Origin of the sequence: Gemmobacter sp., assembly GCF_046292685.1 — a bacterium.
GTDB lineage: Bacteria > Pseudomonadota > Alphaproteobacteria > Rhodobacterales > Rhodobacteraceae > Wagnerdoeblera.
Map to the genome: position 1 here is coordinate 12,714 of NZ_JBKBQM010000023.1, position 14,514 is coordinate 27,227.

Annotated in this window: 12 protein-coding genes; 6 read left to right on the forward strand and 6 right to left on the reverse strand. The window is 67.1% G+C overall.

Features of this window, described 5'->3' with window-relative positions; genetic code table 11:
- The 5 genes from dxr to pyrH form a co-directional block, all read right to left on the reverse strand.
- Nucleotides 1-1,173, reverse strand: a complete 1,173-nt coding sequence (gene dxr, locus ACK4S2_RS08330) for a 1-deoxy-D-xylulose-5-phosphate reductoisomerase (protein WP_409622826.1) — start codon at nt 1,171-1,173, stop codon at nt 1-3.
- Nucleotides 1,173-1,973 carry a phosphatidate cytidylyltransferase gene (locus ACK4S2_RS08335; protein ID WP_409622829.1) on the reverse strand — a complete coding sequence of 267 codons (801 nt, stop codon included), beginning with the start codon at nt 1,971-1,973 and terminating at the stop codon, nt 1,173-1,175. Before ACK4S2_RS08335 ends, dxr begins: the two co-directional genes overlap by 1 nt.
- Nucleotides 1,970-2,692: a polyprenyl diphosphate synthase gene (gene uppS, locus ACK4S2_RS08340; RefSeq protein WP_409622831.1), complete on the reverse strand. Its 723-nt coding sequence runs from the start codon at nt 2,690-2,692 to the stop codon at nt 1,970-1,972. Before uppS ends, ACK4S2_RS08335 begins: the two co-directional genes overlap by 4 nt.
- 24 nt (nt 2,693-2,716) lie before the next feature.
- Nucleotides 2,717-3,280: a ribosome recycling factor gene (gene frr, locus ACK4S2_RS08345; RefSeq protein WP_409622834.1), complete on the reverse strand. Its 564-nt coding sequence runs from the start codon at nt 3,278-3,280 to the stop codon at nt 2,717-2,719.
- Between the two features lie 69 nt (nt 3,281-3,349).
- Nucleotides 3,350-4,111 carry a UMP kinase gene (pyrH, locus tag ACK4S2_RS08350; RefSeq protein WP_409622837.1) on the reverse strand — a complete coding sequence of 254 codons (762 nt, stop codon included), beginning with the start codon at nt 4,109-4,111 and terminating at the stop codon, nt 3,350-3,352.
- A 73-nt stretch (nt 4,112-4,184) separates the two neighbouring features.
- On the opposite strand from pyrH, the gene miaA reads away from it, so the two are divergent.
- The 6 genes from miaA (at nt 4,185) to ACK4S2_RS08380 (ending at nt 12,458) form a co-directional block, all read left to right on the forward strand.
- Nucleotides 4,185-5,105, forward strand: a complete 921-nt coding sequence (miaA, locus tag ACK4S2_RS08355) for a tRNA (adenosine(37)-N6)-dimethylallyltransferase MiaA (RefSeq protein ID WP_409622840.1) — start codon at nt 4,185-4,187, stop codon at nt 5,103-5,105.
- Nucleotides 5,106-5,240: 135 nt separating this feature from the next.
- Complete coding sequence (locus tag ACK4S2_RS08360) at nt 5,241-6,041, forward strand: AraC family transcriptional regulator (RefSeq protein ID WP_409622843.1); 801 nt, start codon at nt 5,241-5,243, stop codon at nt 6,039-6,041.
- A 224-nt stretch (nt 6,042-6,265) separates the two neighbouring features.
- On the forward strand, nt 6,266-7,900 hold the full coding sequence (locus ACK4S2_RS08365) for an ABC transporter substrate-binding protein (RefSeq protein WP_409622846.1): 1,635 nt from the start codon (nt 6,266-6,268) through the stop codon (nt 7,898-7,900).
- A 133-nt stretch (nt 7,901-8,033) separates the two neighbouring features.
- The gene (locus tag ACK4S2_RS08370; RefSeq protein ID WP_409622849.1) at nt 8,034-9,116 is read left to right on the forward strand and encodes an ABC transporter permease; all 1,083 of its coding nucleotides are present in this window, start codon (nt 8,034-8,036) and stop codon (nt 9,114-9,116) included.
- Between the two features lie 9 nt (nt 9,117-9,125).
- A complete protein-coding gene (locus tag ACK4S2_RS08375) occupies nt 9,126-10,286 on the forward strand; it encodes an ABC transporter permease (RefSeq protein WP_409622852.1) in 1,161 nt (386 codons plus the stop codon).
- A 90-nt stretch (nt 10,287-10,376) separates the two neighbouring features.
- Nucleotides 10,377-12,458 (forward strand): dipeptide ABC transporter ATP-binding protein, encoded by a 2,082-nt coding sequence (locus tag ACK4S2_RS08380; protein WP_409622855.1) that lies wholly within the window; start codon nt 10,377-10,379, stop codon nt 12,456-12,458.
- A 108-nt stretch (nt 12,459-12,566) separates the two neighbouring features.
- Here ACK4S2_RS08380 and ACK4S2_RS08385 read toward each other — a convergent pair whose 3' ends face one another.
- Nucleotides 12,567-14,459 carry an acyl-CoA synthetase gene (locus tag ACK4S2_RS08385; protein ID WP_409622910.1) on the reverse strand — a complete coding sequence of 631 codons (1,893 nt, stop codon included), beginning with the start codon at nt 14,457-14,459 and terminating at the stop codon, nt 12,567-12,569.
- Nucleotides 14,460-14,514: the final 55 nt, after the last annotated feature.

A 14,514-nucleotide genomic window follows, 5' to 3' on the forward strand; every position in this document is an offset into this window, starting at 1 on the left:
TTATCCTGCCCGCGCACGGGCGATGCCTTGCGCCGTCTGGCGGGCAAGGTTGTCCATTTCCAGCACAGCCTCAAGGCTGTCGGGGGCATTTCCAAGGCCACAATCGCGCGAGATCGCGTCGAGCGTCGCCTCGACCACCTCGGCCATCGCCATGAAGCCGATGCGCCCGTCGATGAAATGGTCCAGCGCGATTTCCTTGGCCGCGGTGAAGGCCGCCCCGGCCAGGCCGCCGGCCGCCATCACCTCGCGCGCCAGCCGAAGCGCGGGGTAGCGCACAAGGTCGGGGGCGCGGAAGGTCAGCGTGGCCACCTGTGCGAGATCCAGCCGCGCCACCGGCAGATGGCGCCGGTCGGGCCAGTGCAGCGCATAGCCGATGGCATGGCGCATGTCGGGCGCGCCCAGATGCGCCATCAACGCCCCGTCGCGAAAGCCCACCAGCGAATGCACCAGCGATTCCGGGTGGATGATGACCTCGATCCGGTCGGGGGCGATGCCGAAGAATTCCCGCGTCTCGATGACTTCCATCGCCTTGTTGAACATCGAGGCCGAATCGATGGTGATGCGCTGGCCCATCGCCCAGTTCGGATGCGCCAGCGCCTCGGCCACGGTGGCCTGCGCCAGACGTTCCAGCGGCCAGTCGCGCAAGGCGCCCCCCGAGGCGGTCAGGATGATGCGCTCGACCGTGCCCATGTCCTCGCCGGTCAGCGCCTGGAAGATGGCACTGTGTTCGCTGTCCACGGGGAGGATGGTTGCGGCGTTGGCGCGCGCCTCGGTCATCAGCAGCGGCCCGGCGCAGACCAGCGATTCCTTGTTGGCCAGCGCCAGCGTGCCGCCGCGCGCGACGGTGCGCAGCCCCGGCACCAGCCCGGCCGCGCCGACGATGGCCGACATCGTCCAGTCGGCGGGGCGGTCGGCGGCCTCGGCAATCGCCTGTGCGCCGGCCGCGGCCTGCACGCCCGAACCGGCCAGCGCCTCGCGCAATGGGCCCAGCAACTCGTCATGCGCGGTCACGGCGATTTCGGCGTTCAGCACCCGGGCCTGTTCGGCCAGCCGCGCGATATTGCGCCCGCCGGTCAGCGCCACCACGCGGAAATCCTGCGGGGCGCGGGCGATGAGGTCCACCGTGTTCTCGCCGATCGAGCCCGTGGCGCCGAAAATGGAAACCGACCGCATCACAGGCCCCCGCCCGGCAAGGGCAAGGGCAGCACCAGCCCCAGCGCCATCACCGCCACTGCTGCCAGGATCAGCGCGTCGAAGCGGTCCAGAAACCCGCCATGGCCGGGGATCAGGTTCGAGCTGTCCTTGACCCCGGCCCGGCGCTTGATCCAGCTTTCGGCGATGTCGCCCATCTGCCCGGCAAAGGCCGCCACCGGCGACAGCGCCACCAGCCCCCAGGGCGCACCGGCCCAAAGCACGAAGCCCACGCCCACCAGCACCGCGCCCAGCCAGCCGGCCGCGGTGCCCGACCAGGTTTTCTTGGGGCTGACCGCCGGCCAGAACTTCGGCCCGCCGATGATGCGGCCGGCGAAATAGCCCAGCACATCCGAAGCCACGACCACGCAGATCAACCACAGGAGCGCCGCCGCCGAAGTGTCGCGCAGCGCGACCAGGCCGTAGCCGGCCACCATGACCGCCACCGCATAGGCGCTGGCAATGCGCCGGTCGCGGCGCGGCGTCAGCGCCAGGCCCAGGGCGGGCACCAGCAACAAGGCCGGCGCCAGATCCGACGGCAACCACACCGCCCCTGCCAGCGCCGCCACCGCCAGCGCCGCCAGGATCAGCGCCGAAACCGATGCCGCCTTGGGCCGCGTGATGCGCGCAAGCTCCCAGATCATCGCGCCCGAGACCAGCAGCACCATCAGCGCAAAGGCCGGCCCCCCCAGCCAGATTTCCACCGCGGCCACCGCGATCATCACCGCGGCGGAAATCACCCGCTGCCGCAGATCGGCCCAGCGTCCGGCATCGGCGCTCATGCCGACACCACCCCGCCAAAACGCCGCTCGCGCGTGCCGAAACGGGCGAGGATCGCGGCCAGCTCCTCGGGCGTGAAATCGGGCCAGAGGGTGGGGGTGAACTCGTATTCGGCATAGGCCGCCTGCCAGGGCAGGAAGTTCGAGGTGCGGGTTTCGCCGCTGGTGCGGATCACAAGGTCGGGGTCGGGCAAGGCGGCGGTGTCCAGCGCGCCACCCAGGGCCGCCTCGTCGATCCGGGCCGGGTCCAGCCGGCCGGCCGCCGCCTCGGCCGCCAGCGCGCGGGCGGCGCGCACGATCTCGTCCCGCCCGCCATAGTTGATGGCCACGGTCAGGTTCAACCGGCTGTGCTGGGCGGTGCGCGCCTCGATCCCGTCCATCAGGCCGCGCAGGCGGTCATCCAGCCGCGTGCGGTCTCCGATGAAGCGCATCCGCACGCTGTTCGCGGCCATCCGGTCGGCCTCGCGCTCGATATAGCGCGAGAACAGTGCCATCAGGCCAAGCACCTCCTCGGTGGAACGCTTCCAGTTCTCGGTGGAAAAGGCATAGATCGTCAACCACTTGATCCCGAGGTCCGGGGCGGCGGTCACGATCTGCTTCACCCGTTCGGCGCCCTTGCGGTGGCCGACGAGGCGCGGCCAGCCGCGGGCGGTGGCCCAGCGGCCGTTGCCGTCCATGATGATCGCCACGTGCTGCGGCGGTGTGCGGGTATCGGACGGCATTTCGGCTCCGGGCAGCGCGGGTCGTCAGACCTGCATGATCTCGGCTTGCTTGCCCTCGAGCGTCTTGTCCACCGCGGCAATCATGCGGTCGGTCAGGGCCTGGACCTCGTCGGCATACATCTTCTGTTCGTCTTCGGGCATCCCGGCGGCCTTGGCCTTCTTGATCTTGTCCATGCCGTCGCGGCGCACGTTGCGGATCGCGACGCGGGCATGTTCGGCGTAACCCGCCGCAACCTTGGTCAGTTCCTTGCGGCGCTGTTCGTTGAGCTCGGGGATCGGCAGCATGATGAGCGTGCCGTTGAGCTGCGGGTTGATGCCCAGGCCGCTTTCGCGGATGGCCTTTTCCACCTTGCCCACCATGCCCTTGTCCCAGACGTTGATGACCACCAGACGCGGTTCGGGCACGTTCACGGTGCCCAGCTGGTTGATCGGCGTCATCTGGCCGTAAGCCTCGACCTGGATCGGCTCCAGCATGCTGCCCGAGGCACGTCCGGTGCGCAGCGACGCCAGTTCGGTGCGAAAGGCGGCCATGGCGCCTTCCATGCGGCGCTCCAGATCGTCAAGGTCGATGTCGAGATCGTCGGACATGGGATTACCCTCTGGTTGGCCGCGGTTGCGGCGATCTGGCGCCACGTTCTACCCGGTAAGGCGCAAAAGTCAAAGCGGCAGGCCCCGCACGGTGGTATAGGTGCCCTGCCCGGCCAGGATGCCGCGGAAGCCCCCCGGTTCGTCGAGCGAGAACACGATGATCGGCAGCCGGTTGTCGCGCGCCAGTGCGATGGCGGTGGCATCCATCACGCCCAGGTTCCTTTCCAGCGCCTCGTCATAGCTGACCACGTCGTAGCGCCGGGCATCGGCGTGCTTCTTGGGATCCTTGTCGTAGACGCCATCCACCTTGGTGCCCTTGAACACCGCTTCGCAGCCCATTTCGTTGGCGCGCAGCGTGGCGGCGGTATCGGTGGTGAAATAGGGGTTGCCGGTGCCGGCCGCAAAGATGCAGACGCGCTTCTTTTCCAGATGGCGCACGGCGCGGCGGCGGATGTAGGGCTCGCACACCTGGTCCATCGGAATCGCCGAGATCACGCGGGTGAACACCCCCAGCCCCTCCAGCGCCGATTGCATGGCCAGCGCGTTCATCACCGTGGCCAGCATGCCCATGTAGTCCGCCGTCGTCCGCTCCATTCCCTGTGCGCTGCCCGCGAGCCCGCGAAAGATGTTGCCGCCGCCGATCACCATGCAGATCTCCACGCCCAGATCGTGCACGCCCTTGATTTCCTGCGCGATGCGCTGAACGGTCGGGGGGTGCAGGCCATAGCCCTGGTCGCCCATCAGCGCCTCGCCGGAAATCTTCAGCATGACCCTGCGATAGGTCACGCCGCCGCGCGCCTGCCCTGCCCCGCTGCCCGTGGTGCCGCTCATCTTCGTCCTCGCATCGCTGGTTCCGGTGCCGCCGGGGCCGGTGAGGGGCGCGGGCGGTTGACTGGCGCGCAAAATGTCGGAAAACGGACGGATGTTCAACGCCGAACCCGACCCCTTGCGCGACTGGCTGCGCGATGTTCCGCCGGACCGGCCGGTGCTGATCGCAGGGCCCACCGCCAGCGGCAAGTCGGCGCTGGCGATGGCGCTGGCGATGGCCCAGGGCCGGACGGTGGTGAACGCCGATGCCCTGCAGGTCTATGCCTGCTGGCGGGTGCTGACCGCGCGCCCTTCGCCCGAAGACGAGGCCGCGGTGCCGCACCGGCTTTACGGGCATGTCGCGGCGGGGCAGCCCTATTCCGTGGGTCACTGGTTGCGCGAGGTGGCGCAGGTGCTGGCAACCGACCCGCGCCCGGTGATCGTGGGGGGAACGGGGCTCTATTTTTCTGCCCTGACCGAGGGGCTGGCCGACATTCCCCCGCCCCCGCCCGAGGTGCGGGCGCGGGCCGATGCACGGCTGGCCGCCGAAGGTGCCGCGGCCCTGCTGGCCGAACTGGACCCCGCCACCCTGGCGCGGATCGACCGGCGCAACCCCGCCCGCATCCAGCGCGCCTGGGAAGTGCAGGCCGCGACCGGACAAGGCCTTGCCGCCTGGCAAGACCGCACAGGCCCGCCGCTGCTGCCGCTGGGCCAGGCCCACGCGCTGGTGCTGCGCCCCGATCCGGGCTGGCTCGGCGCGCGGATCGACCGCCGATTCGCCGGCATGATCGCGGCCGGCGCGCTGGAGGAGGTGCGCGCGATGCTTCCGCACTGGGCGCCGGCGCAACCCTGGGCCCGCGCCATCGGCGCGCCCGAACTGGTGGCGCATCTGCGCGGCGAAACCACGCTGGATCAGGCACTTGCCGCCGCCTGCACCGCCACGCGCCGCTACGCCAAGCGCCAGCGCACCTGGATGCGCAACCGGCTGAGGCCCTGGCCCGCCCTGAGCCTGCCCTGAAAAGGCCTTGCAACTTGTCCACAGTCTGCAATTGCCTTGTGGATAAAACCGCGCGGCACCGGAAATTCCGCTTGGGTCGGGCGGGCGCCCGACGCTAGTCTATGGCCGAACAACAAGAAGAACGGGTAGAGCAGCATGGCCGACATTCCCGCCATTGCGAACCTGCGCCTTGTGGCGATTCCGCGGCTTGCGGCCGGCGGCCGCTGGCGGGTGGAGGCGATGCGTTCGCTGTCCGAACCGCAGCTTCTGTGGTTTACCCGCGGGCAAGGGCGCATCACCATCGCCGGCGTCACGCGCGGCTACGGGCCCAACAACGCCATCTTCATTCCCGCCGGCACCATGCACGGGTTCGAGGTGGGCCAGCACGTGTTCGGCACGGCCGTATTCTTTGGCCGCGACACCGACCTTGCGCTGCCCAACCGCACGCATCACCTGCGCATCCGCGAAAACTCGGCCCAGGTCGAACTGAACCTGACGCTCGATGCCATCGGGCGCGAACAGGCCAGCGACAAGCCCGCGCACGATCGCGCGACGCAGCATTATCTGGGCCTGCTGTCGGTCTGGCTGGAACGTCAGATCGCCGCGCAACCGCCCGAGGATCTGCCCCATCCCGAATCCGCCCGCAAACTGGCAGCGCGCTTTACCCAGGTCGTCGAACGCGATTTCCGCAACGGCATCGGCGTGGCCGATTGCGCCGCGGCGCTGGGGGTGACGCCCACGCACCTCAGCCGCGTCTGCCGCACCACGACGGGCCGTTCGGCCAAGGCGATCCTGGCCGACCGCGTGATCTTCGAGGCGCGGCGCATGCTGCTGGAAACCAGGATGCCGGTGCAGGAGGTCGCACAAGCGCTGGGCTTCGCCTCGCCGGCCTATTTCACACGCGCCTTCCAGCACCATACCGGCAAGACCCCGACCGATTTCCGCCGCGGCGCCTGATGCAGGCCGCGCCAAGCCCTTGCCGTGGCGCCGGGCATGGCGACCATGTCGCAAAGCCCGGACCAAGGTGTCGCAAAAGAACGATCATGCGCCGGAACTAGGCATTGACGCGAGGTCGCATTACACGCGTAATGTGACGCAAGGACACATGCCCCGCCGCCGAACCGCATTGCGCGCCAACGTTGGGGTACGCCAGAAAAACGGTCCTGCCAGGGAGAACGGACATGATCCAACCGACCAAGACGCTTCACGAAGGGGCGTTGATGTATGCGCGCGAATGCCGTGACGGGCTGCTGTCGCGGCGCGAATTCCTGACCCGCGCCACCGCGCTCGGGGTGACGGCAACGGCGGCCTACGGGCTGCTGGGCATGGCCGCCCCGAAGGCGCAGGCCGCAACCCCGAAGGCCGGCGGAACGCTGCGCGTGCAGATGGAGTTGAAGGCGCTGAAGGATCCGCGCCTTGCGGACTGGTCGCAGATCGCCAACTTCACCCGCGGCTGGCTGGAATATCTGGTCGAATACAACGCCGACGGCTCGCTGACCGGCAAGCTGATGGAAAGCTGGGAAGCCAACGGCGATGCCACCGAATACACGCTGAACATCCGCAAGGGGGTGAAGTGGTCGAACGGCGATGACTTCACCGCCGAGGATGTGGCCTTCAACATCACCCGCTGGTGCGATGGCACGGTCGACGGCAACTCGATGGCCGCCCGCATGGCCGCCATCGTCAACCCCGAAACCAAGCAGCTGCGCGACGGGGCGATGACCATCGTCGACAGCCACACGATCAAGCTGAAGCTGTCGGGCCCCGACATCACCATCATCGTCGGCATGGCCGACTATCCGGCCGCCGTCGTGCACCGCAGCTTCGACGGCAACGACCCGATGGCCAACCCCATCGGCACCGGCCCCTACCTGCCCGAATCCTTTGAAACCGGCATCCGGGGCGTGCTGGTCAAGAACGACGCCCATTGGTGGAACAAGGGCAACGGCGCCTGGCTGGACCGCATCGAATACACCGATTACGGGACCGACCCGTCCACCACCGTCGCCGCCGCGCAGGCCGGCGAGGTGGACATGACCTATCAGACCACCGGCGACTTCATCCGGCTGCTCGAAGGCATGGGCTGGGTCACCTCCGAAGCGGTCACCGCCTCGACCCTGGCCGTGCGCTTCAACCAGCTGGCCGAGGATTTCAAGGATGTGAACGTCCGCCGTGCCCTGTGCCTGGCCGTGGACAACGCCGTCGTCCTCGAACTGGGCTACAACAACCTCGGCACGGTGGCGGAAAACCACCATGTCTGCCCGATCCACCCCGAATACTACCAGCTGCCGCCGCTGGTGGTGGACAAGGCCAAGGCCAAGGAAATGCTGGTTGCCGCCGGCAAGGGCGACCATGAGTTCGAGCTGATCTCGCTGGACGACGATTTCGGCGCCGCCACCTGCAACGCCATCGCCGCCCAGTGCCGCGACGCCGGGATCAAGGTGAAGCGCACGCTGATGCCGGGGGCGACCTTCTGGAACGACTGGACCAAGCACCCCTGGTCGGCCACCGAATGGAACATGCGCCCCTTGGGGGTGCAGATCCTCGCGCTGGCCTATCGTTCGGGCGAGGCCTGGAACGAATCGGCCTTCTCGAACGCCGAGTTCGACGCCGAACTGGCCAAGGCGCTGTCCATCGCCGATGCGGCGGAACGTTCCAAGGTGATGAAGCGCCTCGAGGAAATCATGCAGGAACAGGCGGTTCTGATCCAGCCCTACTGGCGCTCGATCTATCGCAACTTCGATCCGAAGGTGAAGGGCGCCGAAATGCACCCGACCTTCGAGCATCACCACTACAAGTGGTGGATCGACGCCTGATGGCAGCCGGCAGGGCAAACCTGCCCTGCCCGGCCGATCCCGCGCAGGACCGTGGCCCGTTTTGCGGGCAACGGTCGGCGCCCCACCCTGACCTGCGCCCGGCCCGGGCCTTCGAGCCGCGAAAGGACAAGGCATGCTGATGTTCCTTGCCCGCCGTCTGGCCGTGATGGTCCTGACGGCACTGTGCCTGACATTCGTGGTCTTTTACCTGACCAACCTTCCCCCCAACCTCGAGAAGCTGGCAAAAACCGAAGCGAGCCAGCGCATGACCGATGCCGAGGTCGAAAGCTGGCTGGCCAAACGCGGCTATGACCGACCCGTGCTCGTGCGCTATGGCGAATGGCTGGGCGTGCTGCCCGGCTGGTCCGGCGAAGTCGATGGCAAGATGCAGGGGCGCTGCCTGACCCGCGCCCCCGATCCGGCCAATCCGCCAGAGTATTGCGGCGTGCTGCAAGGCTGGTGGGGTTGGTCGACCGTGTTCAAGATGACCGTGGCCGAGATCCTCGGTCGGGCGCTGGGGGCAACCGGCTGGCTCATGTTTGCGGTGATGGCGGTGATGGTACCGACATCGCTGGTCATGGGGGTGCTGGCCGGCATGCGCGAAGGCAGCCGCACCGACCGGGCGCTGTCCGCGGCCGCCATCGCCACCACCGCGACGCCGGAATACGTGTCAGGTGTGATCCTGATTGCGATCTTTGCCTCGAACACGGTCGATCTGTCGTGGCTGGTCAACCTGTTCGGCATCGAGGGGCGCAAGACGCTGTTCCTCGGCACGGCCACCTCGGCCATCGACGACATTACTTTCTGGAACTTCACCCTGCCGGTGATGACCATCGCGCTTTACGGCATCGGCTACATCGCCCGGATGACGCGGGCCAGCATGACCGAGGTCATGACCCAGCAATACATCCGCACCGCGCGCCTCAAGGGCGTGGCCTTCCGCGACGTGGTGCTGCGCCACGCGCTGCGCAATGCGCTGATCGCGCCCTTCACCGTCATCATGCTGCAGTTCCCCTGGCTTCTGAACGGGGTGGTGATCGTGGAAACCCTTTTCAACTACAAGGGTTTCGGCTGGACGCTGGTGCAGGCCGCCGGCAACAACGACATCGAGCTGCTGCTGGGCTGCTCGGTTGTCGCCGTGGTGGTGGTGCTGGCCACGCAGCTGATCTCGGACATCGGCTACGTCTTTCTCAACCCCCGCATCCGGCTCAGCTAGGGAGTGCATATGGAACCGCTTGGCTGGATCGAGATCATCGGCCGCATGGTCTGGCAGTTCCTGCCGGTCTGGGTGGCGCTGGCGATGGTGTTCGGGCTTTCCATCGCCTTCAAGCGCCGCCTCGGGCTCTATGGCCGGCTGTTCGACAGCCCGGTCGGCATGATCGGCTTCGGCATCGTGATGTTCTGGGTGTTCACCGGGTTCTTCGCCGACCTCATCATCACCCACGATCCGCTGACCCAGCTGTCGGGCATGAAGAACGTGCTGCCCGGCACACCGCTGAAATCGCCCGGCAGCGGCTACGACTATTACCTGCTGGGGGGCGACAACCTGGCGCGCGATGTGTTCAGCCGCATGGTGATGGGCGCGCGGCGCGTGCTGGCGATCGCTCCGGCCGCCACGGCCTTCGCCTTCATCATGGGCATCTCGCTCGGGCTGCCGGCCGGCTATTTCGGCGGCAAGCTCGATACCTCGCTGTCTTTTCTTGCGAACCTCGTGCTGGCCTTTCCGGTCATCCTGCTGTTCTATCTGCTCGTCACCCCGGAAATCCGCCAGACCGCCATTCCGGGCACCATGGCGGCGATCCTGTTCGCCTTTCCGCTCCTGTTCGTGACCGTCGCCATCAACAGCCGCTGGTTCCCCAAACCGCGCCAGCGCAACAGGATGCTGGCGGTGGCGCTGGCGATCGGGCTCTGGGCCTATGCGGGGCTGGCCTTCAACGCCGACCCGCTGGGCGTCTGGTCGATGGACCCCAACCTGCTCAACGTCTTCGTCTCGGTGGTGTTCGTCAACTCGCCCGGGGTGTTCCGCATCGTGCGCGGCCTCGTGCTCGACCTCAAGGCCCGGGACTATGTCGCAGCCGGCCAGACCCGCGGCGAAGGCCCCTGGTATCTGATGATCTGGGAAATCCTGCCCAACGCCCGCGGGCCGCTGATCGTCGATTTCTGCCTGCGCATCGGCTATACCACCATCCTGCTCGGCACGCTGGGCTTCTTCGGCCTGGGCGTTTCGCCCGAATCCCCCGACTGGGGTTCAACCATCAACGAAGGCCGCCGCCTGCTTGCGATCTTCCCTCACCCTGCCATCGTGCCGGCCTTCGCCCTGATGAGCCTCGTGCTCGGCCTCAACCTCCTCGCTGACGGCCTGCGCGAAGAAAGCCTCAAGGACTGACGCACCCGTGCCCCCCATTTTCTGTCCAATAAATATCCCGGGGGTCCGGGGGCAGCGCCCCCGGTCCGCCAACTGCCCGAGGAACCGCCGATGTCTGACTGGGATCCGACGCAACCCCTGCTCGAAATCGACAACCTGTCGATTTCCTTCTTCACCCGCACCCGCGAAATCCCGGCGGTGATGGATTTTTCCTGCCGCGTCATGGCCGGCGAGGCGATGGGGCTCGTGGGCGAATCCGGCTGCGGCAAGTCGACGGTTGCGCTGGCGGTGATGCGCGACCTGGGCAAGACGGGGCGCATCACCGGCGGCAGCATCCGTTTCAAGGGCCGCGACCTGACCGGCATGACCGAAGAGCAACTGCGCCATGTCCGGGGCAGCGAAATTGCCATGATCTATCAGGAACCGATGGCCTCGCTGAACCCGGCGATGAAGATCGGCGCGCAACTGGCCGAAGTGCCGATCATCCATCAGGGCATGGCCCGCGATGCCGCCTGGAAGCTCGCGCGCGAAATCGTGGCCGATGTCAAGCTGCCCGACCCCGACCGCATCCTGCGCAGCTATCCGCATCAGCTCTCGGGTGGCCAGCAGCAGCGCATCGTCATTGCGATGGCGCTGATGGCCAAACCGGCGCTGTTGATCCTCGACGAACCCACCACCGCACTGGACGTCACGGTGGAGGCCGGCATCGTCGATCTGGTCAAGGATCTGGGGGAAAAATACGGCACCTCGATGCTGTTCATCAGCCACAACCTCGGCCTGGTGCTGGAGGTCTGCGACCGTATCACCGTGATGTATTCCGGCGAGGCGGTCGAGACAGGCTCGGTCAAGGACGTCTTCGACCGGATGCGACACCCCTATACCCAGGCGCTGTTCCGCTCGATTCCGCTGCCCGGCGCCGACAAGAACGCCCGCCCGCTGGTTGCGATACCGGGCAACTTCCCCCTGCCGCACGAACGCCCGCCCGGATGCAACTTCGGCCCGCGGTGCAGCTATTTCGTGGCCGGCCGCTGCGACGCCGGCGACGTGCCGATGGCCCCTGTGCCGGGGCAGAGCCGGCACGATACCCGCTGCCTGCGCTTTGCCGAAATCGACTGGTCCGCCCCGCCCGAGGTCGGCAAGACGGCCGAAAAGGTTCCGGCGGGCCGGGTCGTGCTGAAGATGGAAGACCTGCGCAAATATTACGAGGTATCCTCCGGCCTGTTCGGAGGCGGCGCAAAAAAGGTGGTCAAGGCCAACGAAACGCTGTCGTTCGAGGCGCGCGAAGGCGAAACGCTGGCCATCGTCGGCGAATCGGGTTGCGGCAAGTCGACCTTTGCCAAGGTGCTGATGGGGTTGGAAACCGCGACCTCCGGTTCCATCATGCTGTTCGACGAGAACGTACAATCCACCCCGATCGAAAAGCGCAACACCGACACCGTGGCTCAGGTGCAGATGGTGTTCCAGAACCCGTTCGACACGCTGAACCCCAGCATGACCGTCGGGCGCCAGATCATTAGGGCGCTGGAAATCTTCGGCTACGGCGACAGCGACGCCGCGCGCGAGGCGCGGATGCTGGAACTGCTGGATATGGTCAAGCTGCCGCGCGCCTTTGCCGACCGGATGCCGCGTCAGCTGTCAGGCGGCCAGAAGCAGCGCGTGGGCATCGCCCGGGCCTTTGCCGGCAATGCCAAGGTGGTGGTCGCGGACGAACCCGTTTCGGCGCTGGACGTCAGTGTGCAGGCGGCCGTGACCGATCTGCTGATGGACATCCAGCGCAAGAACCGCACGACGCTGCTCTTCATCAGCCATGACCTGAGCATCGTGCGCTATCTGAGCGACCGGGTGATGGTGATGTATCTGGGTCATGTGGTGGAACTGGGCAGCACCGACCAGGTCTTTTCCCCGCCCTATCACCCTTATACCGAAGCGCTGCTTTCGGCCGTACCGATTGCCGACACCCATGTGGTCAAGCAGAGGATCGTGCTGGACGGCGATATCCCCTCGGCGATGAACCCGCCGCCCGGCTGCCCGTTCCAGACCCGCTGCCGCTGGAAGGCCGAAGTGCCGGACGGCAGATGCGACCGCGAGATGCCACCCGTGCAGGAGCTGGCCGAAGGCCACCAGATCAAGTGCCACCTGTCGGCCGAGGTTCTGGCGCGGATGGAACCCGTGATCCGCATCGCCGCCGAATAGGGGCGCCGACGGACCCGAAGGGGGCCGGGGGGCTCTGCCCCCCGGCGCCCCCCGGGATATTTGCACAAGGTGAAAGGGCCGCAGGCCAGCGCCGGCGACCCGGCACGGTCAGTCGGCCCATTCCCAGGGCCGGGTGAACTCGCCCAGGGTTTGCGCCACCTTGGCCTCGTCCACGGCGCCGGTGCGGCGCAGCCGGGCCACGAGGCCGCGCTTCTTGTCCTCGACCACCGCGGCCACTTCGGCCCCGGCGCCGGCCTTGGCCAGCGCCTCGTTGTAGACCCTTGCGATGGCGCTGCGGCGCAGGTCGGGCTTGAAGATCTTGCCGACCGCCGTCTTGGGCAGTTCCGGCAGGATCTCCAGATGCTTGGGCACCGCGGCGCGCTCGTGGATATGGGTCGCGGCAAACTCCATCAACTCGGCGACCGTGGCCGTCTTGCCGGCCACCAGTTCGACGTAGACGCACGGCAGTTCGCCGGCAAAGGCATCGGGTTGGCCGACGGCACCGGCAAAGGCCACCGCGTCATGCTTGAGCAGCGCTTCCTCGATGACCGCCGGGTCGATGTTATGGCCGCCGCGGATGATGAGATCCTTGGCGCGGCCGGTGATCCACAGGTAACCGTCGGCGTCGATGCGGCCCAGATCGCCGGTGCGCAGCCAGTCGCCATCGGCGAACAGGTCGCGGTTCTTGTCGGCCTCGGTATAGGTGTTGCCGGCAAAGACGCCGGGGTTGGCCACGCAGATCTCGCCGACCTCGTCGGTCGCGCAATCGCGAAAGCCCCCGCCCGGTTGCGGCATCAGGATGCGGACGTTGCTATAGGGCAGCGGTATGCCGACCGACCCCACCTTCTTCATCCCGTCCACCGGGTTGCACGACACAAGGCAGGTCGCCTCGGTCAGGCCGTAGCCTTCTGCGATTTCCACGCCGGTGGCGGCCTTGAAGCGGTTGTAAAGCTCCACCGGTAGCGGGGCCGAGCCGGAAATCGCGGTCTTGAGGCTGGACACATCGGCATTGACCGGGCGCTGCATCAGCGCGGCAATCGCCGTGGGCACGGTGATGAGGAAGGTCACCTTCCAGCGTTCGACCAGTTTCCAGAAGTTGTCGAACACGCCTTCGCCGCGGTAGCCCTGCGGCGTCGGGAACACCACATGCGCGCCCGAGGCGATGGCGGCCATAAGGATGGGATAGGCAGCAAAGACGTGAAACAGCGGCAGCGGGCAGATCAGCACATCGGTGGCATCGAACAGCAGCTCTGCCCCGAGCCAACCGTTGTAGACCATCCCGGAATACTTGTGCTGCGCCACCTTGGGCATGCCGGTGGTGCCGCCGGTGTGGAAATAGGCTGCAACCCGGTCGCCCTTGCTGTCGGCAAAGCCGAGCTTATCGGCGGAATGCTTGCGCGCCTCGGCGGTAAAGGACTTGACCACCGCGGTGTGGCCGACCGGGTTTTTCGGGCGAACCAGAGGCACGATCCAGCTTTTCGGCGGGGTGAGATAGCGGTTGAGGTCGACCTCCAGCACGGTGCGCACGCCGGGGGCGTGCTTGACCGCCTCGGCCACCTTCTGCGGCACATCGGTCTTGGGAAAGGCCTTCAGCGTCACCACCACCTTGGCGCCGGTTTCGCGCAGGATCGCGGAAATCTGATCGGCTTCCAGCAAGGGGTTGATCGGGTTGACGATGCCGGCCACCGCACCGCCCAGCAGCGTGATGGCGGTTTCCATGCTGTTGGGCAGCACATAGGCAATCACGTCGTTTTCGCCGATGCCGAGGCTGCGGAACAGGTTGGCAGCCTGGTTGACGCGGCCCAGCAGTTCGGCCCAGGTCAGCGTTTCGGCCTTGTCCTGCGGGCCGGACAGCAACTGAAAGCTGATCGCCGGCCGCTGCGGGTGGCGCCGGGCCACATCGGACAGAAAACCGTGCAGCGTAACCGGCAGCTTGCGGTCGGCCCAAGGCATCTGCGCCTGCACGGCGTCACGGTCGGCAACAGTGGCAAAACGCGCCATCGCGGTCATTCCCCCCTTGGTTATGGCACCGGGCCTTTTGGCGGCCCTTGCCTGG